Origin of the sequence: Lentzea kristufekii, assembly GCF_033949925.1 — a bacterium.
Lineage (GTDB): Bacteria > Actinomycetota > Actinomycetes > Mycobacteriales > Pseudonocardiaceae > Lentzea > Lentzea kristufekii.
The window spans coordinates 153417-180205 of sequence record NZ_JAXAVV010000007.1 but is presented as its reverse complement, the minus strand read 5'-3'; the positions used below and the strand labels follow the sequence as shown (position 1 = coordinate 180205).

Below are 26789 nucleotides of genomic sequence, written 5' to 3'. Positions count from 1 at the left end.
GATGAAGTTCGAACCAGCGCCCCTCGAGGACTGGATGCGCCTGTACTACTTCGCGGTGGACGACGACATCGGCAGCAGCGGGGTCGAGGACTACTCGCTCGCGGAGCTGCGCGCGTTGCTCGGCATCGGGAACGACGAGCTCGACGCCGTCGTGTTCCGCGACAGCACGTCGTTCGGCGGCGAGGAAGTGCGCACCGCCATCGCCGCGCGGTGGGGCACCGGTGACCCCGACAAGGTCATGGTCACGCACGGCGGCAGCGAGGCGATCTACCTCGTGCTCAGCACGTTGCTCGAACCGAGCGACGCCATCGTCGTCACCGAGCCGACCTATCACACGCACACGTCGATCGCCCGGTCCATGGGCTGCGACCTGCGCGTGTGGCCACTGCGCCCGGAGAACGGCTTCCGCCCGGACCTGGACGACCTGCGTGCGGTCGTCGACGGCGCCAAGGCCGTCGTCGTGAACTTCCCGCACAACCCGACCGGCGCGTCGCTCACCCCGGCCCAGCGCGACGAGTTCGTCGCCATCTGCGCGGAGGCGGGCGCGTACCTGGTGTGGGACCAGGCCTTCCGCGAGATGGTCATCGAGGGCGAGCCGCTGACCGACCCCGTGCACGACTACGACAAGGCGATCTCCATCGGCACCCTGTCGAAGGGTTACGGCCTGCCGGGTCTGCGCGTCGGCTGGGCGATCGGGCCGGAGGACGTCCTGCGGGGCACCCTCGACCTGCGCGACCGCATGACGTTGCACCTCTCGCCGCTGGTCGAGCTGCTCGCCACCCGCGTCGCCCGGCACGCCGACCTCCTGGTGGGCCCGCGCATGGAGCAGGCCCGCCGCAACCTGGGGCTGCTGCGCCAGTGGGCCGCCGACCACCCGGACCTGATCGACCTGCCGGAACCGATGGGCAGCGCCAGCACGTTCCCGCAACTGCTCGGCCACACCGACACCACCGGCTTCTGCCACGACCTGGCGAGGGAACACCGCACGCTCCTCGTCCCGGGGTCGTGCTTCGGGGACCCGACCCGCGTCCGGCTGGGCTACGGCGGCCCCACCGCCTCGTTCACCCGAGGCCTCGACACGCTCGCACTCGCAGGGGAGAAGGCCCGTGTTCAGAATTGACCTGTCCGAATCCGACATCGCCGAGGCGGGCGCGCTCGTGGCCTCGCTGGCCGAGCGGTACCGCACGGTCGAGGACCCCGCATTCGTGCGCGAGGCCACGATCATCGCCCACGAACTGCCGCGCGCCCTGCGTGCCGGCCTGCTGGAGTTCCGCCTCACCGAGCCCCACCCGCTGTGCGTGGTCGGCGGCTACCCGATCGACGACGACCGCATCGGTCTCACGCCGGCGCACTGGAAGGACTGCGGCGGCGAGGGCAGGCCGACGCTGGCGGAGGACCTGTTCTTCTACCTCTGCGCGTCGTTGCTGGGCGACCCGATCGCCTGGTCCACCCAGCAGGACGGCCGGCTGCTGCACGACGTGTTCCCCATCAAGGAACACCAGTACGAGCAGCTCGGTTCGGGCAGCGAGGAACTGCTCACGTGGCACATCGAGGACGCGTTCCACCCGATGCGCACGGACTACGTGGGCCTCATGTGCCTGCGCAACCCCGACGGCGTCAACACCACGTACGGCTCGCTGGAAGGCATCGACCTGCCTGCCGACGTGGTCGAGGTGCTGCGCCAGGAGCGCTTCCCGATCCGCCCGGACCGCTCGCACCTCGCCGCCAACCGCCAGAACGACGGCGACGAGCAGCTGCGCCGCCTGCGCGACCGCAGCTACGAGTGGATCACCGGCCTGGACGCGAACCCGGAGCCCATCGCGGTGTTGTTCGGCCCGCAGGAGAACCCGTACCTGCGCCTCGACCCGTACTTCATGGAGGTCCCGGCCTCCGACCCCGAGGCAGCCGCCGCGCTGGACACGATCGTCAAGGCGATCGACGCGAACATCGCGGGCTACGCCCTGAAGCCCGGTGAGGTCCTGTTCCTGGACAACTACCGCGGCACGCACGGCCGCGAGCCGTTCACCGCCCGTTTCGACGGCACCGACCGCTGGCTGACCCGCCTGAACATCGCCCGCGACCTCCGCAAGTCGCGGGCGCACCGCCGCAGTGCCGACGACCGCACCATCTACTAGTCAGGAATCTCCGATGCGCACGAGCCCATTTGATGACGAGGACGGCCGCTTCTTCGTGGTCGTCAACGACGAGGGCCAGCACGCCCTCTGGCCGGCCACGCTGGCCGCCGTTCCCGACGGCTGGACCGTCGCCCACGGCGAGGACACCCGCCAGGCCTGCCTCGACTACGTGAACCAGAACTGGACGGACATGCGGCCGCGCAGCGTCCGGGACCAGCTGGACCGGCAGGCCGCCGGGAGGTGACGGGACGGCGCAGCCCCGCCGGGTCCACGGTGAGGCTGCGCCTGGCACGTCCGCCTGGCGTGCCTGGATGTGCGGGCATGTCCGGCCTGCCTGATGAGGCTTCCTCCGGCGTGCCGGCCGTAGCTGTGTCCGGTGTGGGCCCTGCCCGGCGCTTGGGATGCCCCGCCGGATCCCCGGTGGGGCTGCGCTCGGCGCCTCTGGGGTGCCTATGGCTGGGGCGCGTCCGGTGAGGCCGCCCCGGTATGTCCGCCGTGACTGCGTCCGGTGTCGCTCTGCCCGGCGCCTGGGTGTGGCCGTGTCCGCCGGAACCCAGGTGAGGCTGTGCCTGTCGTGCCCGGCGCGCCTGTGCTTTGGGTGTGCGGGCGTGCCCGCCGTAGTTGTGTCCAGCGTGCCCCCGGCCGTGTCCCGCCGGGTCCCGGTGAGGCCGCGCCCGCCATGCCCGGGAGTGTCCCCACGTGTCCGGGTTGGACGATCTAGGCTGTCGCGGTGATCACCGGGTGGCGGCACCCCGCCCGCCTCGTCGTACTCGCCTTCCTGGCGGCCACCGCGGCCGCCACGGCGCTGTTGATGCTGCCGGTCTCGGCGGAGTCGGGCCAGGCCACGGGGTTCATGGACGCGCTGTTCACCGCGGCCTCCGGCATCAGCGGCACCGGGCTCGCCGTGGTCGACACCGGCTCGCACTGGTCGGTGTTCGGCGAGGTGCTGCTGCTGGTGCTGTGGCAGGTCGGCGGTTTCGGCATCATGACGCTCGCGTCGGTGCTGGCGCTGCTGATCTCGCACCGGCTGAACCTGCAGATGCAGCTCACCGTGAAGACCGAGACCAACACGCTGAACCTCGGCCAGGTCCGCAGGGTCGTGGCCGGGGTGGTCACGATCAGCCTGGTCGTGGAGGCGATCGGCGCGGTCGTGCTGGCGCTGCGGTTCTGGCTCGGCTACGGCGAGCCGTTCGGGCGGGCCCTGTACTCCGGGGTCTTCCACTCCATCTCGGCGTTCAACAGCGTCGGCCTCTCGCTCTACCCGGACAACCTCGTGCGGTACGCGACCGATCCGTGGGTGTGCCTGCCGATCGTGGCGCTCGCGGTGACGGGCGGGCTGGGCTTCCCGGTGCTGTTCGAGTTCCTGCGCCGCGGCCGCAAGCGGTGGTCGCTGCACACCAAGATCACCGTGCCCGTGTACCTGGGCCTGATGACGTTCGGCACCGTGGTCGTGCTCGTCGTCGAATGGGCCCGCGCGGGCACGCTCGGTCCCTACGGCGTCGGCGACAAGCTCCTGATCGGACTGTTCCACGGCGTCATGCCCGGCTCGGCCGGGTTCAACACCGTCGAGGTGGCCCAGCTGCAGCCCGCCACGCTGCTCGTCAACGACGTGCTGATGTTCATCGGCGGCGGCAGCGCGGGGACCACGGGCGGCATCAAGGTCACGACGTTCGCGCTGCTCGCGTTCGTGTTGCTCGCGGAGGTTCGCGCCGAACCCAGCGTGCACGTCATGGGCCGCCGGCTGAGCTCGGAGGTGCAGCGCCAGGCGGTCACGGTCGCGCTGCTGGGCGTCGGCGTGGTGATGGTCGCGACGATGGTCATGCTCGCCACCACCTCGTTCCGCCTCGACGCCGTGCTGGTCGAGACCACGTCGGCGTTCGGCGGCGTCGGCATGTCCACCGGCATCACTCCCGAGCTGCCCCTCTCCGGGCAGATCGTCATCATCGTGCTCATGTTCATGGGCAGGGTCGGGTCGATCACCCTGGTCTCGTCCCTGGCGCTGCGGGAACGCCGCCGGCGCTACGAACTACCCGAGGAGCGACCCATTGTCGGATAAGCACCCGTCCCGCGTCGTCGTGCTCGGACTGGGCCGCTTCGGCAGGTCGGTCGCGCTCGAACTGGTCGCCCTGGGCACCGAGGTCATGGCGATCGACTCGGACCCGAAGCTGGTCCAGCGCTACGCCGACGACGTCACCCACGCCGTCGTCGCCGACACCACCGACGCCGAGGTCATGCGCCAGCTGGGAGTCGACGAGTTCCAGCGCGCGGTCGTCGGCATCGGCAACAACCTCGAAGCCAGCATCCTGACCACGGCCGTGCTGGTCGACTTCGGCATCCCGGACATCTTCGCCAAGGCGATCAGCCGGGAACACGGCCGCATCCTCGAACGCATCGGCGCCCACCACGTCGTACTGCCCGAACACGAGATGGGCGAACGCGTCGCGCACGTCGCGGCCGGCCGCGTGCTCGACTACATCGAGATCGAGGACGACTACGCGATGATCAAGGCCCGGCCGCCCGAGGAGGCGATCGGCAAGCCGCTCGGCACGAGCAAGCTGCGGGCCAAGTACGGGGTGACCGTGGTGGGCGTGAAGCGTCCGGGGCAGGGCTTCACCTACGCCACCGCGGAGACCGTGATCGAGAGCGGTGACGTGCTCATCCTCGCAGGGAAGGTCAGTGACGTGGGGCGCCTCGCGGACCGGACGTGACCGGCTCGTTCTGGTGGGACCTGCTGATCGGCGTGGCGGCCGCCCTGCTGCTGACCTGGGTGGCGCTGATCGTCGCGCTGGTGGTCGTCCGCCCGCGCGGAGGCCTGCTGCGCGAGGCGTTGCGCCTGCTGCCCGACGTGCTGCGCCTCGTGCGCAGGCTCGCCGCGGACAGGTCGCTGCCGCGGGGAGTCCGGGTCCGGCTGTGGTTGCTGATGGTCTACCTCGCCATGCCGATCGACCTGGTCCCCGACTTCATCCCGGTGCTCGGGTACGCCGACGACGCGATCATCGTCACGGCCGTGCTGCGCGGCGTGGTCCGCCGCGCGGGCATCGACGCCGTTCGCGCGCACTGGCCCGGCACCGATGACGGGTTCGCCGCGGTCGTCCGCCTCGCCGGGTTGTGACGTCACCAGGGAATGACGCCCTCGTCGTCGAAGAAACCGCCGCGCGGCCCGTCGTCCGGCAGGGTGGCGAGCCGGATGGCGATCGCGGCGCCCTGTTCGGCCGTGCGCGGCGCGGCGAAGCCGGTGAAGTCGGTGGCGACGTAACCGGGGCAGGCGGCGTTCACGATGACGTTCGTGTCCGCTAGTTCGCGGGCGTACTGAGCGGTGATGCTGTTGAGCATCGACTTCGACGGCGCGTAGGCGGCGAGCGGCGGCCCGGTCTGCAGCGCGAGCGAACCCATGTTGCTGGACATGTTGACGATGCGCGGTGACTCCGCTTCGCGCAGCAGCGGCAACATCGCGTTCGTCACGCGCACGACGCCGAACACGTTGGTGTCCAACACCGTGCGCACGACGTCGAGATCCAATGTGGACGGGATTTGAACGCCGCCGTCGGTGCGCCCGCCGATGCCCGCGTTGTTGACGAGCACGTCGAGCCTGCCTGTCGTCTGCTCGATGGTCTTCGCCGCGGCTGCGGCGCTGTCGTCGGAGGTGACGTCGAGCGCGACCCCGAACGCGTCGATGCCGTTGGCCCGCAGGCGTTCGACGGCATCCGCGCGCCGGACGTCGTCACGCGCCCCCACCGCCACCGTGAATCCGATCGCCCCCAGGCCCTGGGCGATGGCGAAACCGATTCCCTTGTTCGCGCCGGTGATCAGCGCGGTCCTGTTGTTGCTCACGTGATCCATGCTCGGTGGAGTGGCCCGCGCTGTCCAAGATCGATTCAGTACGCTGTGATACTCCACGGGTATCAGTACGCTGAAGTGCGTGCACGATCTCGAGACCCGCGAACTCCGCTACTTCGTCGCCGTCGCGGAGGAGCTGCACTTCGGCCGCGCCGCCGAACGGCTCGGGATCGCCCAGCCACCGCTGTCCCGCGCGATCCGGCAGCTGGAGCACCGGCTCGGCGTCCAGCTCCTCGACCGCGACCGCCGGGGCGTGGCGCTCACCGACGCGGGCCGGGTGCTGCTGCACGAGGCACGCCCGGCGCTCGACGCGGTCGCGGCCGCCGCGCGCCGGACGCGCCGCGCGGGAGACCCCCGCCGGCCACTGGTGCTCGTGACCAAGGCGGGGGCGTCCCACGAACTGCTGCAACGGCTGCTCGGCGCGGTCGAGGCCGAGACGCCGGTCGAGGTGTTGTTGTGCGAGGTCGGCGAGCAGGCGGGGCTGCTGCGCGACGGGAGTGCCGACGTCGCGATCATGCACCGGCCGTTCGACGACCTCGCCGGATTCGACACCGAAGACCTCCTGACGGAGGGCCAGGTCGCGATCCTTCCTGCGGCGCACCCCCTCGCGGCACGTGATCAGCTCACGTTCGCCGAGGTCCGCGACGTGCCGGGCCTGCCGATCGCCCGGTGGCCGCGGCTCGACGGGTCCTATCCGGACGGACCGGGCCCGGAGGTGCGCACGCAGTCGAAACTCGCTCAGCTCGTGGCGCTCGGCAGGACGTTGCTCGTCATTCCCGCTTCCAGCCGCGCCTGGCAGTGGCCGGAGCACGTCGCCGTGCCCGTCCTCGACGCTCCTGACGTCACCACGGTGCTCGCGTGGCAGCCGGGCAACCGGTCGCAGGCCCTGGCGTCGTTCGTCCGCACGGCGGCAACGCTCTGGCCGTGACGGTCACTCGGTTCCCTCGAACGTCACCGCCGAGTCGGTGCGGGCGGGCGTGCCCCAGACGAAGTCACGGGCCGCCGCGTCACCGGCGAGGTAGTGGCGGAACCACGACGTGAGCACCCGTTTCGCCGCGACGAGCTGAGCTGCCCTGGTGATGGAACCGTTGTCGCAGAACAGTCCCGAGGAGTCCATGAAGCCGCAGTGAAAGCCGCCGGTGATGGTGCGGAGCTGCTTCGACGGCGGCTTGGCCGCGAACATCGGCCGCTGGTGCTCACCGACCGGGGTGATGGTGTCCTGCGATCCGGCGAGGAACTGCGCCGGCACCCGCAACGTCGCGGCCGCCGCCTTCGCGGAGGGGTTCGTCTCCGCCGCCGCGTAGGTCGAGATCGCCGTGATCTTCGGGTTGCGCGCGGCGGCGAGGACGGCGGCGCCTCCGCCCATGGAATGCCCCGAGACACCCAGTGCCGTGGTGGTGATGTGCTCCCGGAAACGGGAACCCGCCGTGCCGTCCTGAGCGACGAGCCAGGTGAGGCCGGTGTTGAGGTCGTCGGCGAAGGCGCTGTGACTGGGGCTCAGGCCGCCCTGGGTCGTGGGCACCACCACGACGAAGCCCCACGAGGCGAGGTGCGTGCTCGTGCTGGTGTACTTCGACGTGGCCTGGAAGAAGCCGTGCCCGAAGGCGATCGCGGGGAACCTGCCGGTGGCGACGGGCTGGTTCACGCCCGAGGTCGCCGCCGGGTAGTGCACCCGCGCCGGGACGGACCTGCCGCCCGCCACGGCCGTGACATCGCTGTACGCCACCGGGTACGTGCCTGGCAGGCCGTAGTCCGGTGGCGCGGCTGACGCCGGAGTGGCCAGGGTCGAGGCCACCAGGGCGAGCGTGATCGCGAGAACGCGCATGAGCTTCTCCTCATGAGAAAGTCAGGGAGATCCGAATCGCATGTGCAGGGTGGAGACGGCCAGGTGCAGGCGTGGCCGCGCCGCGCCGAGCCAGCCGAGTTCGCCGTCCGGCGTGATGCGCCAGCGCAGGCGGGTGAGGCTGACACGAGCGGACGTGCGTAGTTCCGTGCGATGTGTCCTGCCGTGCAGGGTCTGCCAGACCGAAGTGGTCAACCGGACGGGAAGTGCTCGCGACGACCTGCGGGTCTCGGTGGCGGAAGCGATGACGTCACCTTCGTCGTGAGCCGTCGCGTCGAGGTGCGGCTCGGTGGAGAAGGTGAAGCCCGCCAGCAGTTTCGGGATTCCCCACAGTGCTCGCGCACCCTGCTGGGACGCGCTGTCGTCCACCATGATGTCCAGAATGGACAGACCGAGCCGGGCCTTCCGGCGTACCAGGACCGCGGCCATCACCTCGTGGTAGGCCAGTACACCGGGCGGCTGGTAGTCGACGAACGCCGACACCACCAGCACTCGGCCGAACAGGCTCAACGGCACCACGTCCGGCGGTGGCAGGGGCACGGCCGAACGTGGTGCCGTCCACAGGGTGAGCCAACCCCGTCCGTGCAGATCCCACGGCTCGGCGGGCCACTCACTCGGCATCGTGCACCTCCACGTCGCGACGCAACGCGGCGGGCGCGCCGTCCGGGACCGCCGGACTGCGCGGTGCCACGGCGTTCACCCGCAAGTGTGCGGCGCCTGGTTCCGGACGCGGATCAGGCTCCCCCTTGTTGGGCCACAACGACATCGCCCGCTCCGCGAGCGCGGTGATGGTCAGCGCCGGGTTCACGCCGAGGTTCGCCGGGATCGCGGACCCGTCGACGACGTGCAGGCCGGGACAGCCGTACACCCGCTGGTACGGGTCGACCACGCCCGTCGCGGGGGAGTCCCCGATCACGCAGCCGCCGATGAGGTGCCCGGTCAGCGGGATGTCCACCAGGTCCGTCCACGCTCCTCTGGCCACCCCGCCCGCCTTGGCCGCGAGCCGCCGCGCCACGTCGTGCCCGGCGGGGATCCAGGACGGGTTCGGAGCACCCTCGCCCTGCGTGGTGGTCATCCGCCCACGCCTGGACACGGTGGTGAGCGAGTTGTCGAGACTTTGCATGACCAGCAAGGCGATCGTCTCCTCGGACCACGCGCGCGGCGTGTGCATCCGCAGCACCGAGCCGCGCTCGCGGAGGAGTTGGGCGAGGCCGCGCCGCAGCCGCGCGGGACCGCCGTCGACCAGCGTCGTCATCAGCAGCCCCATGAGGTTGCTGCCTTTGCCGTACCGGACCACCTCGACGTGCGTGTCGGCGTTCGGGTGGATGGACGACGTGATGGCGAGACCGCGGGAGTGGTCCACCCGGCCGCCGGGCGTCCGCACGGCCACCACGGCCTCGGAGTTGGTGCGGCACAGGAACCCGAGCCGTGGCGAGAGACCGGGCAGGCCACCGCGGTCGCGGATGCGGTGGAGCAGCCGCTGCGTGCCCAGCGACGCCGCGGCGAACACGACCTGAGAGCTGGTGAACACCCGCGTCGCCCGTCCTCCGGTGCGTCGTGCCACCACCTTGTACCCGCTCAGATGCGGCCGCACGTCCACGACGGTGGTCAACGGCCACACCTGCGCGCCAGCTCGTTCGGCGAGGTGGAGGTAGTTCTTCGGCAGCGTGTTCTTCGCGTTGTGGCGGCAACCGGTCATGCAGGAGCCGCAGCCGACACATGTGTCCCGCCTCGGTCCGGCGCCGCCGAAGTAGGGATCCGTGCCGCCGGGTCCGAAGTGGACGCCGACCTGGGAGGTGCGGAACGTGGGCTCGACACCGAGCTCGATCGCCACGTCCCGCAGGAACCGGTCACCGGCGGTGCGGCACGGGTTGTCGGCCACCCCGAGCATCCGGGCCGCCTGGTCGTAGTGCGGGGCGAGCTCGTCCTCCCAGTCGGTGATGTGTCCCCAGCGGGAGTCGCGGAAGAAGGACGCCGGGGGCCGGTACAGGGTGTTGGCGTACACAAGGGATCCGCCGCCGACACCTGCTCCGCTGAGCACGGCGACGTCGCGCAGCGCGGTGATCCGCTGGATGCCGGTGCAGCCGAGGGACGGAGCGAACAGGTAGTCGCGCACCTGCCAGGACGTCTCGGGCAGCTCGTGGTCGGCGAAGCGCCGCCCCGCCTCCAGGACGCCGACCCGGTAGCCCTTCTCCGTCAGCCGCAACGCGGTCACCGCACCGCCGAACCCCGACCCGATGACCAGCACGTCGTAGTCCACGGCTCACACCTCCACGGCGCTGGGAACGGGTTCGAAGTCCGCTGCCCGCAGCCGTGCGGTGCGGCGCAGGTACTCCCACGTCCCACCCGGCCAGTTGGTCGTGATCGACCCGTCGGCGGTGCGGTACCACGACGAGCACGTGCTCCACACGCCCCTGGCCAGCCTGGCGGTCATCTCGCGGTCAAAGGCCTCGGCCACGTCGCGCCGCACCTCCAGCACCGTTGCGGTCTCCGCGAGGTGGCGCACGGCGGACACCACGTACCGGCACTGCGCCTCGATCATGGTGATCACCGAGTTGCCCCCGAGGTTGGTGTTCGGGCCGTAGACCAGGAACAGGTTCGGGAAGCCGGGGACGGTCAGGCCGAGGTGGGCGCGGGGACGACCGGCCCATGCCTCGGCGAGGTCCTGACCGCTGCGCCCGGTGATCCGCAGGGGGAGTCCGAAGCCGGCGACCGTGAACCCGGTGCCCCAGATCAGCACGTCCGCGGGGTGGTCGCGGCCGTCGCCCGTGCGCAGGCCGTGCTCGGTGACCTCGGTGATCGGCTCGGTCACCACGCCGACGTCCGGCCGGCTCAGGGCCGGGTACCAGTCGTTGCTGAACAGCACCCGCTTGCAGCCCGGCTGCGTGGCGGGCCGCAGAGCCGCCCTCAGCGCGGGGTCGCGGACCTGGACCCGCCGGTGCGCGGCGGCGACGGCCGCGACGAGTGCGCGGGACAGCCGCCCGGCGTTGAGCAGCCCGGTCAACGCCTCGCCCGCGAGCCACACCCCGCCTCGCGCGGCACGCAACCTCGACGGGTGCGACCGGCCGGTCAGCCGGGCGTCGGGCTTCGGCAGCACGTGCGGGGCCGAGCGCTGGAACACCGTCAGGTGTCCCGTGAGCGGCGCGATCTCCGGCACGAACTGGGCCGCGCTCGCACCCGTACCCACCACGGCCACCCGCCGGCCGCGCAGATCGACGTCGTGGCGCCACGCGGCGCTGTGGAACACCTCTCCGGTGAAGCGGCCGAGGCCGGGCAGAGCCGGGATCGACGGCGTGCTGAGCTGTCCCACCGCGCAGACCAGCACGTCGGCCTCGACGGTGCCGCCGTCCGCCAGGTCGATCCGCCACCGGTTGCGCGTCTCGTCGAACGACGCCGCCACCACCTCGGCGCCGAACCTGATGCGGTCGCGCACCACGGCCGCCGTGGTGCGCAGGTAGCGCAGGATGTCCGGCTGGGCCGAGTACCGGCGTGGCCACGAGGTGCTGGGGGCGAAGGAGTACGAGTAGAGCGAGGACGGCACGTCGCAGGCCGCGCCGGGATAGGTGTTGTCCCGCCAGACGCCGCCCGCGTCGCTCGCCCGCTCCAGCACCGTGAACCGGTCGAACCCGGCTCTGTGCAACGACAACGCGACACCCAGCCCGCCGAACCCGGCACCGATGACGACCACCTCGGGTTGTGCTCTCACGTGATCGACGCTAGGAACAACCACCCGTTCGCACCAGGACAACACCGGCCGCGCAGTTGACAATCGCGGCCATGAGGTCGTTGGCCGAGCCGGTCGTCCGGCACTGGGACTTCCCCCGCGGCGTCGCGAGCGTCGCACTCCTGCTGCGCTTCGGCGCCGAGCACGGGCTGCCGGCGGACAGCCTGCTCGACGGCAGCGAGATCGACGCCGCGCTGCTCGCCGACCCGGTCGCCGAGATCGAGGCCCGCCAGGAGCTCGCGGTCGTGCGCAACCTCGCCGGCCTGCTGCCGCACGCGGGTGTCGCCGTCGGACGCCGGTACCACGCCACCACGTTCGGCGTGCTGGGCTACGCGTTCCTCAGCGCGGCCACCCTCCAGGACGCGATCACCACGGCCCTGCGCTACCTCGACCTCAGCTTCGCGTTCACCGCCCCCACCGCCGTGATCGACGGCGACCGGCTCGTGCTGGCCCTCGACAGCGGTGCGCTGCCGGACGGGGTGGCGTCGTTCCTCGTCGAACGCGACCTCGCCGCGATCCACACCGTCGTGGGGGAACTGCTGACCGGTGCCGTGCCGGTCCTGGGCGTCGACTTCGCCCACGCGGAACCTCCGGACGTCCGCGGGCACGAAGAGGTCTTCGGTGTCCGGCCACGCTTCGGAGCCGGCGCCGATCAGTCCGTTGTGGACGTTTCGGTGCTGGCCGAGGCCCTCCGGCTGGCCAGTCCGGAGACGACGGCGTTGTGCGAGGAGCAGTGCCGGACCCTCGCCGCGCGCCGCAGGGAGAGTCCGGGAGTCACCCAGGAGGTGCGCCGCCTGCTCGAGTCCTCGGTGAGGTTCGAGGAGAGCATGTCTTCGGTGGCACGGACGCTGGGCATCAGTCCGCGCACGTTGCGCCGCCGCCTGGCCACGTCCGGCACGAGCTATCAGGCACTGCTGGACGAGGTCCGCGCGAAACGAGCCGTGCGGCTCCTGACCGACGGGGACCTGTCGGTCGAGGCCGTCGCCGAACGGCTCGGTTTCGCCGAGGCCGCGAGCTTCACCCACGCGTTCCGCCGCTGGTTCGGCGTGACCCCCGGCAGGTACGGCCGGCTTCGGCGGTGACCCGGTCCGCGGATCAGCCGTAGCAGGCGCCGAAGGAGATGTTCACCTGCGTCGAGGTGATGCTGCGGCGACACGTTGATGATGCTCTGCCTGGGGCCCTCCAACTCGGGGATGTCCGGGAAGCTGTCGATGACGTCGCCGGTCAGCAGCGTCACGGTGCGGACGCCGTGCGGCGCCAGGTCCACGGCCCACTGGCGGCGCAACGACTCGATGGCGTATCCCACCTGCACGTTGCCCATGGCGAGGTCGAGCAGCGCGGACTTGCCGATCCCCGCGTCGCCCCGGACGACCAGTGCCGCGCTGACACCGGAGGACGCGTCCTTCAGCAGGTTGCTCGACTTGGGTCCGTTCGCCATCCCGGCCGACCAACATGGCACGAGAGCCTTGGCCGTCAGCTGGGCAATCCACTCCCAACAGGGCGCACCGTCGCCTCGGTGAACGTCTGCCGGACGATACCGATCCACCAGAGGAACGTCAGCGCGATGATCGTCGGGTTCTTGAGGAACAACAGCACGGCCAGGTAGGTCTGCCTGGCCGACGGTGGCAGCAGCGCGGACACGACGTGTTCGGCGAACACCTCGAACACCGCGAACGCCACCCCGAGGAAGACGACCTGCCACACAAGGCTTCGCCAATGCCGGCGCGCGAACTCGCGGCCAGCACTCCAGCTCAACGTCCGCCCGGCCACGGCGATCCTCCACACGAGCACCACCAGGGCGATGCGGGCGGCGAGCACGAGGACCTCGGAGGCCGTCGCGACCACGGGGTCGATGTCCTCCGTCCAGTTCACGGTGACCAGTCGCTGGATGGAGGCGACCGAGGACAGTCCCACCACCAGACCCAGGTGACGCGTGTAGCACCACCAGGTCCACCTCGGCACCTCCAGCGTCAGCTTGAACTCGCTCACGGTTCCCCCTCGATACTTCAGTTGACTGAACAATTTAGTTCAGCATACTGAAATATCCACTGCGGTAAAGTGGCGGCGTGGAAGGTCGAGATGCCGGACGTGAGCTCAGCACCGCCGTGGTCGCGTTCCACGAGGCGGTGGGCGCGAGCCTCGGGGTGACGGCGGTCGACCAGCGCGCGCTGGCCGTGATCATGGGCGCCGGGTCGGTGTCCGCGGGAGAGCTGGCCAGGGAGATCGGCCTGACGCCCGGTGCGGTCACAGGCGTGGTCGACCGCCTCGTGCGGGCCGGACTCGCCCGCCGCGAGCCGGACCTGGAGGACCGCCGCCGGCTGGTGATCACGGCGGTCCCCGGCGCGTTCGGCGACACCTTCGCCGGGCTGAGCAAGGCGATGGCCGAGCTGACCGATCGCTACACGCCCGCCGAGCAGGCGGTGATCGCCGACTGGGTGGCGAACACGATCGGCGTGCTGCGCGAGCAGACGCGGATCCTCACCGAGGAGCGAGCGTCACCTCCCAGTCGCCGGTGACGCGCTCGGGAATGACGGTGATCTTGACGGCCTGCCCCTTCGCGAGGTCAAGCCCGTCGGTCTTCTTCCAGTCGGTGGGCTGCAGCCATGAGGTGCCCACGCTGTAGGACCAGTGCGAGTAGTCCAGGACGACGACGTCGTTGACGAGCACCCGGATCCTGCCGGGTGTGTTCGACCGCAACTCCATCAAGTTGTCGCCCGGCCATTCGATCGTGAACTCCCTCTGCCCAGCCGGAGCCGCCGGGTCGGGCCGCAGCACGATCGCCGGCTCCGGCTGGCTGGCGGGGAACGTCGCCAGCGTCTGGGGGCGCGGGGGGAACGAGTACTCGCTCACCGGTACCACCTCGCCGATGCCTACGGCGAACGTGCCCTTGGCCGTCGTGCGCCGGGGTTCCACGGTCAGCGTGATGACGGACGGCTGCCCCACCACGACGTCGAAAACGCCCCAGTCGCGCACCCTGCGCGAGCCGCCACACCCGTCGCGTTCGGTATAGGGGTGGCCGTTGACGACCAAAGTGGTGAGCATGCCGTCGCCCCGTCCGGTCTCGCAGTGGGTGAACAGCACGAGGTCCAGCGACTTCGGCACGAAACGCAGGGTGGTGCTGGTCGAGGGGAGGTCGCCCCAGGCCTGGGCGACGAGCCGGGCGCCGTCCTGGTACTCCGGCAGGCTGCGTGGCGGCACGGCGGGTCCGGGCTGCTCGATGCGGGGGAGCAGTGCGAAGACGATGCCGATGAGCACGAGCACCACACCGGCGGCGCCCGCGACGGCACGACGGCGCCTGGTGGCCGACACCCGCGCCCGCACGCCCGCCATGCGTGCCTCGTGGGCGGAGTCGGTGATCTCGGCGCGCTCGCGCAGCACCTCGGTGAGGTCGCTCAGGTTCATCGCCACACACCTTCGAACGTGATCGTGTCGTCGAGCCGCAGCTTCGCGAGTGCCTTGCTCGCCTGGCTCTTGACCGTGCCGACGGAACAGCCGAGCAGCCGGGCCACCTGCGCCTCGGTGAGGTCCTCGTAGAACCGCAGCACCAGCACGGCGCGTTGCCTGCGCGGCAACCGGCCCAGCGCCTGCCAGAGCCACTCGCGTTCGCCGACCGCCTCCTGCGGCGACTCGCCCGGTCGTTCCGGCAGCTCTCCGGTCGGTTCCTCGCCTCTCCACCGGCGCCGCCACCAGGTCGCGTGGGACGTCACGATGATCCGCCGGACGTAGGGCTCGGGGTCGCCGTCGACGCGATGCCACGCGCGCCACGCCTTGGCCAGCGCCGTCTGCAGCAGGTCCTCCGCGTGCCCGACGTCGCGCGTCAGCAGGAAAGCCGTTCGCAGCAGCCGTGGCGACGCGACCGCCACGAACTCCTCGAACCCCTCGGGTGAATGCAGCACTCCACGGCCTTTCCGCTGTGTCCGTCACTGCTACTACCAGCCGGGTGCCGCGAATGGTTGCCCCGCGTGCGGCTCGCTCTAGTACGCCCCGAGCCCCCTCTGCTGAAGTGTCCAAACGACTACTGACTGATGATCCGAATCGAGAAGCAATGGACAAGGCATCCGTCGCGCGCTTCCTGCTACTGGCGCTGCTCTGGGGAAGCAGCTTCACGTTCATCAAGGTGTCCCTCGAAGGTCTGACACCGGGACAGCTGGTGCTGAGCAGACTCATCCTGGGCGCGGCCGTGCTCCTCTCGATCGCGGCCATCCGCAAGGTCGCCCTCCCGAGGTCCGTTCAGGTCTGGGGCCACATCGCGGCCGCCGGCCTGTTCGGCAACGTGATCCCGTTCCTGTTGTTGTCCTACGGCGAGAAGAGCACCGGTGCCGGCATCGCGGGCGTCCTGATCGGCGCCACCCCGCTGCTGACGCTGGCGCTCGCCACGGCCGCGTTGCCGACCGAGCGGGCGACCTCCCGCAAGGCCGTCGGCCTGGCGCTGGGCTTCGTCGGCGTGGTGCTGCTGATCGGCCCGTGGCACGAGTCGCTGGGTTCGCTCAGCGGACGGCTGGCCTGCTTCGGCGCGGCCGTCAGCTACGCGATCGGCTTCGTGTACGTCCGGAAGTACCTCTCGCCGCTCGGCCTGGCCCCGCTGTCGCTGGCCGCGTCCCAGCTCGTGTCGGCGGCCGTGCTGCAGGCGGTCGTCACACCGTTCCTGGCCTGGCGGACGCCCGACTTCACCGGGTCGGTGACGCTGAGCATCGTGCTGCTGGGGTTGTTCAGCACTGGCTTGGCGTACGTGCTCTACTTCCGCCTCATCGGTGACGTCGGTGCCACGACGGCGTCCGCGGTGAACTACGTCGTGCCGGTGTTCGCGGTGCTCGTCAGCGTGCTGTTCCTCGGCGAGCACGTGACGTGGAACCTCCTGGCCGGTGGCCTGGTCGTGCTCGTCGGCGTGGCCTACGCGGAGAACCGGATGGGGCAGTTCCGCAAGGAGAAGGAGACCGCGGGAGCGGTCCGGTGAACGCGAGGGCGCTGCTCCGCGTGATCACCGCCGACCTCGACATGGTCATGGACCGCGACCCGTCGATCCTGTCGCGCAGCGAGGCGTTGCTGCACCCGACGGTCATCGCGATCTGGGGACATCGCGTGTCGCACTGGTTGCACCTGCGAGGACATCGGCGCGGCGCCCGGCTGGTCATGGTCGTCGCGAGGCTGCTGACCGGGGGGATCGAGATCCACCCCGGCGCGACGATCGGCCGTGGTTTCTTCATCGACCACGGTGCGGGCGTGGTGATCGGCGAGACCGTCGTCATCGGGGACGACGTCACGATCTTCCACCAGGTGACGCTCGGCGCGGTCGGGTGGTGGCACGACAACCAGCGGCCGGAGGGCTCGCGGCGGCACCCGAAGCTCGGCGACCGGGTCGTCGTCGGGGCCAACGCGACGATCCTCGGCCCGGTCACCATCGGCCACGACTCCGTGGTGGGCGCCCAGGCGCTCGTCATCCGGGACGTGCCGGCGGACTCCCGGGTCCTCGCACCGTTCTCCATCCCGAACCTGAAGTCGAGCCGCAGCGTCGCGAAGGCGGCCAGGCCTCGCCAGTCCGTCGTGGTCGCGGGGCAGAAGCACAAGGGTGCGGCCGTGTTCCCCAGCTGGTGACACCGAACCGATCGGAGAGCTCGTGAACGTCCGGCTCAGTCAGCCGCTCACCAAACGACCACCCGCCGAGTCGCTCGTGGACCTGATCGGCGGCACGCCCACCGTGAAGCTCGACCTCGGCGTGACGACCGCGAACCTCTACGCCAAGCTGGAGATGGCCAACCCGCTGTCCAGCGTGAAGGACCGCGCCGCGCTCTACATGATCAACGGCGCGGAGGAGCGCGGGCAGCTCACCAGGGGCTCGGGCACCATCGTCGAGGCGACGTCCGGCAACACCGGCATCTCCATGGCGGCGATCGCCGCCGCACGTGGCTACCGGTGCGTGATCGTGCTGCCGGACAGCGCGACCAGCGAGCGCATCCAGCTGCTGCGGGCGTTCGGCGCGGAGATCGTGCTGACCCCGTACCAGGAGGGCTACGTCGCGGCGATCGCCAAGGCCGAGGAGATCTACCGCGAACGGCCGGGCTCGTGGTTCGCCTGCCAGCACGAGAACCCCGACAACGTGGCGGCGCACCACGCCACCACCGGCCCGGAGATCTGGAACGACACCGACGGCGAGGTGGACGTCTTCGTCTGCGGTGTGGGTACCGGCGGAACGCTCAGCGGCACCGCGAAGTACCTGAAGGAACGCAACCCCGCGATCCGCGTGGTCGCCGTGGAGCCCGAGGGATCACCGGTGCTCAGCCAGGGATGGGGCGGCCTGCACCGCATCCCAGGTCTCAACGGCGGTTTCGTCGCGGCGACGACCGACGTCGACCTGATCGACGAGGTCCTGGCGGTGTCCAATGAGGACGCTTTCGCCACGGCGCGGGAACTGGCCAGGACGGCGGGACTTCTCGTCGGCGTCTCCTCCGGCGCGGCAGCGCACGCGTGCCGGGTGCTGGCCGCACGGCCCGAGTACGCGGGCAAGAACTTGATCACCGTGTTCCCGGACACGGGCGAGCGTTACCTCTCGTGGTTCAACCAGGACGACATCGCCAGCAACGAGGAGTGAACAGACATGACGCAAGTCTCCAACATCCTGCTTCCCGGCGAGGGCGAGTCGGTGCAGATCGGCACGACCACCCACACGACCTTCAAGGCCAGGGGCAGTGAGACGGACGGCAGGCTCGGTCTGTACGAGCACCGGATGGCTCCCGGAGCGCCCGGCGCCTCGCCGCACGTCCACAACGAACAGCTCGAAGCGTTCTACGTCCTGCACGGCATGGTGGAGCTCCACCTCGACGGCAAGTCGTTCGCCGCACCACCCGGCACCTACGTCAACGTGCCGATGGGCGTCTCGCACGGGTTCCACAACCCGTACGAGGACCAGGCGACGATGCTGATCATCTTCACCCCCGCGCTCAACCGCGAGGAGTACTTCCGGGGTCTCGCCGAGATGTACGCCGACGGCAACAAGCCCTCCGAGGACGAGTTGCTGACCCTGATGGCGAAGTACGACCAGTTCGAGGTGACGATGAACGGCCACGACGTCCCCAACTGGGGCCGGCACTGAGGTGAGTGACGGGCGCCCGGACCGGGCGCCCGTCCGCTCGTGCGGGTCCCGCTGCGTCTCAGCTGGTGGTTTGACGGTTGACAGTCTGGCCAGGAGTGGAATATTCCAACCCTTGCAGAGTGTCCGGCGCGGACGGGTGGGCGGGGCCACCCGACCGGCGCCGCCGGCCAAGAGGTGGCGAATGACAGAGGAGTTACCGGAGATCCCCGGCTTCCGGTACGCCCGACCGCTAGGCAGGAACGTTCATCTGTACCGCGCCGCGGACGGTGAGGTCGCGGTGAAGCTGCTCGTCGACCCGCCGCGGGTGGCCGAGATCAGGACGGTGGCCGGTCTGCGGCATCCCGGCATCGCGAGCGTCGACCGCGCCGGACGGACCCGCGCGGGCCTGCCGTACGTGGTGATGAGGTACTTCCCGGACGGTGATCTGGCCGCCGCGGCACCGCTGCCCTTCGCGCGCGTGCTGGAGATCGGTGTCGCCGTCGCGGACGCCCTGCACGCCGCGCACCAGGCAGGCGTCCTGCACCGCGACGTGAAGCCCGCCAACGTGCTGCGCGACGAGCACGGGCAGGTGTACCTGACCGACTTCGGCACCACCGGCGGAGACCACCTGCTGTGGACGGCGCCCGAGGTGCTCAGCAGCGGTGCGCACAGCGTCCGGGCGGACGTCTTCTCGCTCGGCGCGACGCTCTGGCACCTGCTCGCGGGCCACTCTCCGTTCGTAGTGCCACGCGGTGACAACTCGCGCGTGGCGATCGCGCAGCGCATCCTGCTCAGCGCCGCACCGCCGTCGGGCAGGGCACCGAAATCGCTGGAAGTGCTGCTGCGCCAGGCGATGTCCGCCGATCCCTCCGCACGACCGGCGTCGGCGGGCGAGTTCGCCGAGCGGCTGCGGCAGATCCACGACGAGTCGGCTCCGACCGCCGCACTGGCAGCGGTCGTCGTCCCGGCAGGCCCGCCCGCGCGCAGGAAGACTCGCTGGCCGCTGTACGCCGGAGTGGCCGGGGCCGTCGCCGTGGTCGGCATCACCAGCGCGCTTCTGCTGCAGGACAAGGGTTCCCTGCAGATACCGGCCGGGGCGCAGCCGGACAGCGCGGCCGAGGGCGGATCTGCCGACAAGGTGGTGGTCACCGTGACCCGCGTGAACCCGCAGACGCTCCGCTTCTCGTGGACCTACCCGTCTCCGCAGCCCGGCGACACGTTCGTCTGGCGCACCAACGACGAACTCAAGACGGGCACGGTCAGCGAGCCGTCGGTCGAGCTGACCGCGTCGGGCACGCTGTGCGTCGAGGTGCGGGTCGTGCGGGCGGACGGCGGCAACGCGAGCGCCAGGGACTGGTCGCCGGAGGGCTGCGGCTTCTGATCGGGCCGGGCAACGTCCTCACCGGACGCTGCCCGGCCCGGCAGACCTACTTCGCTGCCACCACGGTCGTTTCGACCTGGCGCTCGTTGTCGCCCGGGTTGTTGTCCTCACGGCCGTCGAGGCGAACCCGCGCCTTCAACGTCGCCTTGCCGAGTGCCGCGTCCTCCGCGGAGTAGGTGTACGCGAGCGGCACGACCACCGTGCCGTCCTTCGCCACCTGTCCGCGAGCCGTGCCGACGACGGTGTGGTAGCCGTCCGGCCTGCGGCGAAGCAGTTCGACGACGATGCCCTCGGCGTAGCGGGTGCTCGTGACCGACACCTCGACCCGCCCTGTCTCGCCGGCCGTCGCGGTCGCGGGTGCGACGACGTTCGACACGGTCACGTCGTGCGTCTCGACCTTCAGCGTCTGAGTGGAGGAGCCGGATCGGCCGTCCGCCGTGTAGCCGGTGATCGTGACCTCGTACTCGCCGTCGGTGGCGTACCGGTGCCAGACCTCCGCCATGCCGGGCACCGCCGGAATGGCGGCGGACGTGCCGTCCCCGAACCGCACCTCGCCGCCCGCGAGCCAGCGCCCCGCCGGATCACCCGGATCGATGGCGAACCGGACGTCGTCGAAGACGCCGGGCTGCTGCGGCGACACCCACCAGGCGGTGGGCTTGATCTGCGGCGCCTCGGCCAGCCGCAACGTCAGCGGTCCCGCGCCGTACACGTCGTCGGCGACCCGGATGTAGTAGGTCTCGCCGGGCGTCGCGGCGAAGATCGCCGGGTCGTGCGCGCTCTGCCGGCAGTCCACCTCGGCCAGCGCGCTGCCTCGGAACACGGCGACACCCGGGCTGTTCCGGCTCTCGGTGACCTTCGCCGCGACGAACAGCGCACGGTCGGCTGTGTAGCGGAACCACAGCGAACGGGTGGAGGAACGGTCGCAGCCCGGCCTGGTCTCGCCGGCCTCGATCGTGGCGGGCCCGGTGTCACCGGCGACGTCGGCGTCCAGCCGGATGTCCGCGGCGGACGCGAGGTCGTCGTGGGCCGCCCGCGGCACGAGCTCGAGCCCGAACGTCACCGGCCCGGCGAACCGCGTGTCCTGCGCCAGGAAGTGGTAGGTGGTGCCGGCGGTCACCGCGAACGTGGTCGAACCGCCGCCGTGCGGGTACTGGCAGGCCCCCGGTGTCCAGGTCAGCGCGCCCCGCTCGCCCGTGTAGGCGGAGACGGCCGGCTTCTGGTCGTTCGGCCGGTCGGTCGTCATCCGGACGAAACCGTCGGATGGTGCGGTGTAGCGGAACCAGACGCTGCTGGTGCTCCACCAGCAGTGGGAAGGGTCGTCGTCCGCCGCGGTGCCCTCTCGGGTGTCCACAGTGGACGAGAACGGGAGTGAGGTGATGGCGGTGGCGCCGGCGAAGTCGTCGTTGGACGGAGGCGCCGCCTGGGCGGCACCGGGCGCCAGTGCCGCGGTCAGCACGACCGCGGCACCGATGATCAAAGCACGCAAATGAAACCCCAGTTTCCACAGGCCGCTCGGCGCGGCCTCTCGTGTGTGGAGACGCGCCGGATCTCTCCGGGGATGTCAGCTGCGGGGAATTGCGCCTTCTGCCGCAACGACTTGCGGCCAACAGGTCACTTGCGCTGGTCGGCCACCAGCCAGCACAGGCAGAAGGGGTGACCCGCGGGATCGGCGTACACCTGGAAGTCGTCCCCGGTGGTGTTCCCGATGGCCGGCTTCAGCACCCTGGCGCCCAGGGCCATGACCTGCTCGTGCGCCTCGGCGAAGTCCTCGACCCACAGGTCGAGGTGGACCTGCTGCTGGGTCGGGCCGTCCGGCCACTCCGGCGGCGCGTGGCCGGGTGCGAGCTGCACACCGACCCGCGGCACGCCGTCGACCACCACCATGTGCCAGTCGTCGTCCTCCTGCACCTCCCCGCCGAGCACGCCTGCCCAGAACCGGCTCTCCTGGGCGATGTCGGCGGCGTCGAAGGCGACGACCTGGAATTTGATCCGGATCACCGCATTCTGCCCACGGGTGCGGCGTCCCGCACCACGGTCGCCGCCTGCACGGTCAGCCGATGGTGACGACCCGCGCCCAGGCGGGCGGCGTGTCCGGAACGTAGTCGGGATCGTCCTCATCGTCGTCACCGGACTGATGTGGTCGCGGGAACAGGCCGACCACCGTCCGGCAGGGCGGTGCCACTTCGGGCCAGGGTGTCTGGCCGTCGGTCAGCGCCACGATGACGTCCGGGCGGGTGCGCAGGGCCCTGGCGAAGCCCTTCCGCAGATCCGTGCCACCGCCGCCCACCAACGGGATGCCCTCCGCCTGGCACAACGGACCGGTGATGTGGGCGGCGGCGTCACAGGACAGCACCGAGACGAGATCACGGCGGCCGCCCACCGCGCGGACGATCGCGGCGATCTCGACGAGCGCGCTGCCCAGTTCGGCGTCGCTCACGGACCCGGACGTGTCGACGATGACGACGACCTCGGGCGGCCTGCGGCGCAGGCTCGGCAGGACCACCCCCGGCACGCTCGCCGACCTGCGGGCGGGCCTGCCGTAGGTGTAGTCCTCGCCCACGCCGGGGCCGGAGACGGCGGAACGCACTGCCGATCCCAGCAGTTCACGCCACGGTTGTGGCGGGTGGAACGCTTCCTCCGCCCACCGCCGCCACCCCCGCGGGAGCGAGCCGGGGTGTCCGGTGATGCTCTGCGCCACGCGGAATCGGACGGCGTCCTGCTCCTGGGCGGTGAGCCCGTGCGCGCCGTCCGCGCCGAACTCCCACTCCCGTGCCAGGCCGTCCGCGCCGCTGCCGCAGTCGAGCCAGGCGAACGCGTTGGTGTGCGGGCCGAGCCGGAACTGCCGCAGGTAGTCCTCCATCAGCTCACCCGGCGGCAACCGGAGCGCGGTCGGCAGCACGGCGTCGTCCGGGCACACCAGGCCGTCGCCGAAGACGTCGTCGTTGATCTCGCAGTCCGCCGCGATGTTCATCCGCAGCCGTTCGCCGGGCCCGGTCAGTTCGTGGCGGGCCGCGAACCGGTCTCCGCGCCCGTGGTGGTCGCGGATCAGGTGGGACACCTCGTGCACCCAGATCCCGGCGAGCTCCTCCACCGGTCTGGCGTCGACGAACGCCGGCGAGACGTAGCAACGCCAGTGCCGGTCCACCGCCATCGTCGGCACCTGCTGTGACTCCACGACCTTCAGCGCGAACAACGCCGTCGCCAGGTACGGCCGGCAGCGCACCGCGTACAGGCGGGCGGCGAACAGCTTCTCCTCGTCCAGGGTCCGCGTCGTCATCAGCGGGCACCCACGACGGTCTTGGTGCGTGCCTTGGCGCGGTCCGCCCGCTGCGACAGCGACACCGCCCCGGCCAGCTGCTCGATGGCCGCGGGAACCTGCCAGTCGTCCTGCCGCAGCGCGGCGAGCGTGCTCGCCGGCACGACGACCAGGTCCGGCGCACCGGTCTCGACGGCCAGGGTCAGCAGTGCCCACGCCGCGTTCCAGCGGGCCTCGTCCGGCCGGTTGCGCACTGCCGCGACGACTCCGTCGAGCACCACCTGCCGCAGGTCGCCGCGCTCGGGCAGCACGGCCGCCGCCGGGTCCGCGAGCAACTCCTCGGGGTCCGGCAGGTCCATCCGGTCGAGGCTCGCCAGCAGTTCGAGCCCAGGTCCGTCTCCCACGGTGCCCCGCACCAGCATGGACAGCACCTCCCGCGAGGTGCCGGCCGCCGTCGCGAAGGCGATCAGGCGCAGCGCCATCTCCCAGGTGCGCGGTGAGGGCCAGGCGCCACCGCGGAGCGTCTCGTTCTTGGGCAGCTGGTGCACGAGGTTCGGCCGCACGGCCAGGAGTTCGCACACCGCCCGGCGCGCGAACGCCACCGCGTCGGGCAACAGCTCAGGGGCCAGCCGCGGCAGTGCGGCGGTCGGCCAGGTCCCGCCCAGCCCGCGCACCACCACCTCGTGGTCGAACGTCCACTTGAGATGGACGAACCGGTTGGCCAGCGGCGGGCTCAGCTCCCAGCCGTCGGCGGCCGAGGAACGGGGGTTGGCGGCCGCGACGATCCGGACGCCCGGCGGCAGGTGCAGGGCGCCGACCCGGCGTTCCAGCACCACTCGCAGCAACGCGGCCTGGACGGCGGGCGGCGCGGTGGACAGCTCGTCCAGGAACAGCAGTCCGCGCCCGGCCCTGACCAGCCGGACCGCCCAGTCGGGAGGCGCCATCGGCACGCCCTGCGTCGCCGGGTCGTCGCCGACCACCGGCAGGCCGGAGAAGTCGGAGGGTTCGTGCACGCTGGCGATCACCGTGGTCAGCGGCAGCTCGAGGGAGTCGGCGAGCTGGGTGAGAGCTGCGGTCTTGCCGATCCCGGGCTCGCCCCACAGCAGCACCGGCAGGTCCGCGGACACGGCGAGCGTCAGGGCCTCCAGCTGCGGGTCGGCGCGCCACTCGGTGGACGTGTCGCCGAGCAGGGCGAGCAGGTCTGCGGCCACGTCCAGCGGCCGGGTGCTCGTCGATCCGTTGTGGACAGTCGTGGCAGAGGGCATGTGTCGATCACCTTGGTTCAAGTCTGAGGCCGTGCGCCGGCCGGGCGAGGAGGGGGTGGGTGAGTCAGGCGTGGCGGAGAGCCGCGTGCCGCCGGCGGGCGCGGCGGCCCCGCCCGCGAGAGTCCTCAGTGGACGAAAGTGGCCGGACGTCGTGGAGTTCCGCCCGGTACAGCCCGTGCAGGACCTTGCGCCGTGCCGCCGTCTCCAGCTCGTCGCGCAACGCCCCGCTGAGCAGCAGCGCGTCCGGTCCGAGCAGGCCTTCGACGACGGCGAGGGCACCGGCGACGTCGCCGTGGTCCAGCCGGGCGCGGATGTCCAGGAGATCTTCCGGGTGCCGGTGCGCCGTGTCGATCGCGTGCAGGCAGGGCAGGCTCCGGCCACCCAGTGCGGCCAGCAGCTCTTCCCGGCGGATCTCGTCCGGACCGTGGTCGAGCGGGACGAGCACCCCGTCCACCACGCCGATCCGGTGCAGGGCGCCACGACAGTCGACGAGGCGCGAACTCGCTGTGCTGTCAGGACTTCGCGGCGCACTCGCGGGCCGGTGCTCCGGTAGCAGCGCGGACCTGACGAGGGGGTGCAGCCGGTCGGCGTCGATCATGCCGGCGTGCCACAGCTCCAGGTCGGGCGGCACCCAGGTCGCCGCGTCCGGCAGGACCGGCAGCGTGCAGGCACGCGGGGCGGTCGCGGTCAGCCCCGGCGCGTCCAGGTCGAGCACGACCTGCTGCCGGGAACTCAGCCGGACCACGACGGCGCTGCCCGGCCACCCCTCCGCGCGGAGCAGCAGCGCGGCCTCGGCCGCCCACCGGTGCGTGGCGCGGCCGTCCGGTCGCTCGGGGTCGCACTGCGCGGCCCCGCACCTTTCTCGCAGCTCGAAGGCCCTGCGGGCGTCCCACAGGTGGCGGTGCAGATCGAGCCGGAAACGCCGATCGGGCCGGGGATGCGGATGGCTGCCGGCCCTGCTCAAGGCCCCGGACCGCTCCCACAACGCGAGGCTGATCCGTTGCCCCGCACCGGCCCAGGCGGGCGGTGTGCGTGCGACGAGATGCACCTCGTCGCCACCGTCCGGTGGCCGATACCGGGCGAGGGACACGGTGAGGCCGGGGCGCAGCACGCCGTCCGGCCTGATCCGCGGGAAGTGCCACCGAAGCAGGTCGGGGGCCAGATGACGCAGATCGGCGCGAACGAGGTCCGCGAACTGCTTGCCACGCGTGCGACTCAGGACACGGAGGTTGAAATCGACATCGACCCGTGCGGCAGCACAGGCTCCGGACCAGTCACCGGCCTGACGGCGGGCGGTCGCGGACTCGATCATCGACGCCGGCACGGCGAACTCGCGCACGTGCGACCAGAAGGTGAGGCGGGAGGATCCATTCACGGTCGAGTGGTGCATCAGCACTCACCTTTGGTGAACGGGACCCCCGATCTGCTCGAGTTGGTGATCATCGCGGACACCGTAGCAGGGCCCGCAAGGGTCTGGTCACCTGATTTCGCCGCCACCCAGCCCTCGATCCCGTCCAGGAACCGGTCCACGCCGAAGGCGAGCTCGAACGGCAGCGCGTCCCCGTCCGCCCGCTGAGGGGCGGCGAGTTCGGCCGCGTGGACGGCCGTCAGCGCCGGGTAGTCCGTTACGACGAGCACCGCAGTTGGATGTCGCGCGGCTTCGTCCTCGCGATGTCGATCGCACTGAGCCGGGTCCTCAACATCCCGGCCGTGGCCCCAGGCCGCGGCGGTCACGGCCTGGGCGTGACGGACCTCGGATTGGTGACCCATTCGGCGAGTGCGGTGAGCGTGGTCTCGGCACTCGCCGCCATGTAGTCGCGCAACGCGACCAGGTCGGCTCGGGTCCGGCCGAGCACGGGGTCCGTGCGGAGCAGCCGCCACGACTGCTCCGCGACGGTGCCCCGGCCCTGGGCCCGCAGCGTCCAGCTCCACTCGACGATGCCGTCCTCGGCGCCGCCGACCACGAAGGCGAAAACGGTGCCAGGTTCGGCTTTCACCACCTGCGAGCGGCTGGTCCACTCCTTGTCGTCCTTGCGGTTGTGGCCGCTGAACCACGTGCCGACCTCAGGGCCGACGCCGTCGTCGTAGGCGACGTCACTCGCGTTGGGACTCCAGCGGCCGATCGCGGACACGTCGCTGACGAGCCGGTAGACGTCGGCGGGCGCGGCGTCGACCCACGCCTGGCGGGTGAAGGTGAGTTCGGTCAGATCGATGTCGTTCATGACGTCCATCTGACCGGCCGGGCCGCGGGCGCACCACTCCCGGCTCTGCGTATCCCCGGC

General features: G+C 71.1%; 29 protein-coding genes. 14 read left to right on the top strand and 15 right to left on the bottom strand.

What is annotated here, in order from left to right:
- Position 1: 1 nt before the first annotated feature.
- From vioD to SK571_RS16665, 6 genes are all read left to right on the top strand, one after another.
- Positions 2–1120 carry a capreomycidine synthase gene (gene vioD, locus SK571_RS16690; protein WP_319985000.1) on the top strand — a complete coding sequence of 373 codons (1119 nt, stop codon included), beginning with the start codon at positions 2–4 and terminating at the stop codon, positions 1118–1120.
- Entirely contained in the window at positions 1107–2135 is a 1029-nt protein-coding gene (gntD, locus tag SK571_RS16685; protein ID WP_319984999.1) for a guanitoxin biosynthesis L-enduracididine beta-hydroxylase GntD, read from the top strand. The genes vioD and gntD overlap by 14 nt, the downstream gene beginning before the upstream one ends.
- A 13-nt stretch (positions 2136–2148) precedes the next feature.
- A complete protein-coding gene (locus tag SK571_RS16680) occupies positions 2149–2379 on the top strand; it encodes an MbtH family protein (RefSeq protein ID WP_030475860.1) in 231 nt (76 codons plus the stop codon).
- A gap of 486 nt (positions 2380–2865) precedes the next feature.
- Positions 2866–4191 (top strand): TrkH family potassium uptake protein, encoded by a 1326-nt coding sequence (locus tag SK571_RS16675; protein WP_319984998.1) that lies wholly within the window; start codon positions 2866–2868, stop codon positions 4189–4191.
- Complete coding sequence (locus SK571_RS16670) at positions 4181–4843, top strand: potassium channel family protein (protein ID WP_319984997.1); 663 nt, start codon at positions 4181–4183, stop codon at positions 4841–4843. The genes SK571_RS16675 and SK571_RS16670 overlap by 11 nt, the downstream gene beginning before the upstream one ends.
- Complete coding sequence (locus tag SK571_RS16665) at positions 4840–5247, top strand: YkvA family protein (RefSeq protein WP_319984996.1); 408 nt, start codon at positions 4840–4842, stop codon at positions 5245–5247. Before SK571_RS16670 ends, SK571_RS16665 begins: the two co-directional genes overlap by 4 nt.
- A gap of 2 nt (positions 5248–5249) precedes the next feature.
- Here the strand turns inward: SK571_RS16665 and SK571_RS16660 are convergent, their stop codons facing one another.
- A complete protein-coding gene (locus tag SK571_RS16660) occupies positions 5250–5975 on the bottom strand; it encodes an SDR family oxidoreductase (protein ID WP_319984995.1) in 726 nt (241 codons plus the stop codon).
- A 79-nt stretch (positions 5976–6054) separates the two neighbouring features.
- Between SK571_RS16660 and SK571_RS16655 the strand changes: the two genes are divergently transcribed.
- Positions 6055–6900: a LysR family transcriptional regulator gene (locus tag SK571_RS16655; protein WP_319984994.1), complete on the top strand. Its 846-nt coding sequence runs from the start codon at positions 6055–6057 to the stop codon at positions 6898–6900.
- A 3-nt stretch (positions 6901–6903) separates the two neighbouring features.
- Here SK571_RS16655 and SK571_RS16650 read toward each other — a convergent pair whose 3' ends face one another.
- From SK571_RS16650 to SK571_RS16635, 4 genes are read right to left on the bottom strand one after another with little or no spacing between them, the layout of a single operon-like run.
- Positions 6904–7797: an alpha/beta hydrolase family protein gene (locus SK571_RS16650; protein ID WP_319984993.1), complete on the bottom strand. Its 894-nt coding sequence runs from the start codon at positions 7795–7797 to the stop codon at positions 6904–6906.
- A 21-nt stretch (positions 7798–7818) separates the two neighbouring features.
- A complete protein-coding gene (locus SK571_RS16645) occupies positions 7819–8436 on the bottom strand; it encodes an acetoacetate decarboxylase family protein (RefSeq protein WP_319984992.1) in 618 nt (205 codons plus the stop codon).
- Positions 8426–10075: a GMC family oxidoreductase gene (locus SK571_RS16640; RefSeq protein ID WP_319984991.1), complete on the bottom strand. Its 1650-nt coding sequence runs from the start codon at positions 10073–10075 to the stop codon at positions 8426–8428. The genes SK571_RS16645 and SK571_RS16640 overlap by 11 nt, the downstream gene beginning before the upstream one ends.
- 3 nt (positions 10076–10078) lie before the next feature.
- Positions 10079–11521, bottom strand: coding sequence for a flavin-containing monooxygenase (locus tag SK571_RS16635; RefSeq protein ID WP_319984990.1), 1443 nt, complete (start codon positions 11519–11521; stop codon positions 10079–10081).
- A gap of 71 nt (positions 11522–11592) precedes the next feature.
- On the opposite strand from SK571_RS16635, the gene SK571_RS16630 reads away from it, so the two are divergent.
- Positions 11593–12621, top strand: a complete 1029-nt coding sequence (locus SK571_RS16630; RefSeq protein WP_319984989.1) for an AraC family transcriptional regulator — start codon at positions 11593–11595, stop codon at positions 12619–12621.
- Between the two features lie 391 nt (positions 12622–13012).
- Here SK571_RS16630 and SK571_RS16625 read toward each other — a convergent pair whose 3' ends face one another.
- Entirely contained in the window at positions 13013–13528 is a 516-nt protein-coding gene (locus SK571_RS16625) for a hypothetical protein (protein WP_319984988.1), read from the bottom strand.
- A gap of 77 nt (positions 13529–13605) precedes the next feature.
- Between SK571_RS16625 and SK571_RS16620 the strand changes: the two genes are divergently transcribed.
- Positions 13606–14055: a MarR family winged helix-turn-helix transcriptional regulator gene (locus SK571_RS16620; RefSeq protein ID WP_319984987.1), complete on the top strand. Its 450-nt coding sequence runs from the start codon at positions 13606–13608 to the stop codon at positions 14053–14055.
- Here the strand turns inward: SK571_RS16620 and SK571_RS16615 are convergent.
- Both SK571_RS16615 and SK571_RS16610 read right to left on the bottom strand, forming a co-directional pair.
- Positions 14018–14941: a hypothetical protein gene (locus tag SK571_RS16615; protein ID WP_319984986.1), complete on the bottom strand. Its 924-nt coding sequence runs from the start codon at positions 14939–14941 to the stop codon at positions 14018–14020. The genes SK571_RS16620 and SK571_RS16615 overlap by 38 nt on opposite strands.
- Positions 14938–15435, bottom strand: a complete 498-nt coding sequence (locus SK571_RS16610; protein WP_319984985.1) for a SigE family RNA polymerase sigma factor — start codon at positions 15433–15435, stop codon at positions 14938–14940. Before SK571_RS16610 ends, SK571_RS16615 begins: the two co-directional genes overlap by 4 nt.
- A 149-nt stretch (positions 15436–15584) precedes the next feature.
- Between SK571_RS16610 and SK571_RS16605 the strand changes: the two genes are divergently transcribed.
- The 5 genes from SK571_RS16605 (at position 15585) to SK571_RS16585 (ending at position 19986) form a co-directional block, all read left to right on the top strand.
- Complete coding sequence (locus SK571_RS16605; RefSeq protein WP_319984984.1) at positions 15585–16493, top strand: DMT family transporter; 909 nt, start codon at positions 15585–15587, stop codon at positions 16491–16493.
- A complete protein-coding gene (gene epsC, locus SK571_RS16600) occupies positions 16490–17131 on the top strand; it encodes a serine O-acetyltransferase EpsC (protein ID WP_319984983.1) in 642 nt (213 codons plus the stop codon). The genes SK571_RS16605 and epsC overlap by 4 nt, the downstream gene beginning before the upstream one ends.
- A gap of 22 nt (positions 17132–17153) precedes the next feature.
- Entirely contained in the window at positions 17154–18125 is a 972-nt protein-coding gene (gene cysK, locus SK571_RS16595; protein WP_319984982.1) for a cysteine synthase A, read from the top strand.
- A gap of 6 nt (positions 18126–18131) precedes the next feature.
- Positions 18132–18626 (top strand): cupin domain-containing protein, encoded by a 495-nt coding sequence (locus SK571_RS16590; protein WP_319984981.1) that lies wholly within the window; start codon positions 18132–18134, stop codon positions 18624–18626.
- A gap of 181 nt (positions 18627–18807) precedes the next feature.
- The gene (locus SK571_RS16585; RefSeq protein ID WP_319984980.1) at positions 18808–19986 is read left to right on the top strand and encodes a serine/threonine-protein kinase; all 1179 of its coding nucleotides are present in this window, start codon (positions 18808–18810) and stop codon (positions 19984–19986) included.
- 46 nt (positions 19987–20032) lie between these two features.
- Here the strand turns inward: SK571_RS16585 and SK571_RS16580 are convergent, their stop codons facing one another.
- The 7 genes from SK571_RS16580 to SK571_RS16550 all read right to left on the bottom strand — a co-directional run bounded on the left by SK571_RS16580 (position 20033) and on the right by SK571_RS16550 (position 26729).
- Positions 20033–21463 (bottom strand): hypothetical protein, encoded by a 1431-nt coding sequence (locus tag SK571_RS16580; protein WP_319984979.1) that lies wholly within the window; start codon positions 21461–21463, stop codon positions 20033–20035.
- A 134-nt stretch (positions 21464–21597) separates the two neighbouring features.
- Complete coding sequence (locus tag SK571_RS16575; RefSeq protein ID WP_319985112.1) at positions 21598–21981, bottom strand: VOC family protein; 384 nt, start codon at positions 21979–21981, stop codon at positions 21598–21600.
- A 55-nt stretch (positions 21982–22036) separates the two neighbouring features.
- On the bottom strand, positions 22037–23263 hold the full coding sequence (locus SK571_RS16570) for a vWA domain-containing protein (protein ID WP_319984978.1): 1227 nt from the start codon (positions 23261–23263) through the stop codon (positions 22037–22039).
- Positions 23263–24507: an AAA family ATPase gene (locus SK571_RS16565; protein WP_319984977.1), complete on the bottom strand. Its 1245-nt coding sequence runs from the start codon at positions 24505–24507 to the stop codon at positions 23263–23265. The genes SK571_RS16570 and SK571_RS16565 overlap by 1 nt, the downstream gene beginning before the upstream one ends.
- Before the next feature lie 64 nt (positions 24508–24571).
- Positions 24572–25897 (bottom strand): hypothetical protein, encoded by a 1326-nt coding sequence (locus SK571_RS16560; protein WP_319984976.1) that lies wholly within the window; start codon positions 25895–25897, stop codon positions 24572–24574.
- Complete coding sequence (locus SK571_RS16555; protein WP_319984975.1) at positions 25897–26145, bottom strand: hypothetical protein; 249 nt, start codon at positions 26143–26145, stop codon at positions 25897–25899. Before SK571_RS16555 ends, SK571_RS16560 begins: the two co-directional genes overlap by 1 nt.
- 92 nt (positions 26146–26237) lie before the next feature.
- The gene (locus SK571_RS16550) at positions 26238–26729 is read right to left on the bottom strand and encodes an SRPBCC family protein (protein WP_319984974.1); all 492 of its coding nucleotides are present in this window, start codon (positions 26727–26729) and stop codon (positions 26238–26240) included.
- Positions 26730–26789: the final 60 nt, after the last annotated feature.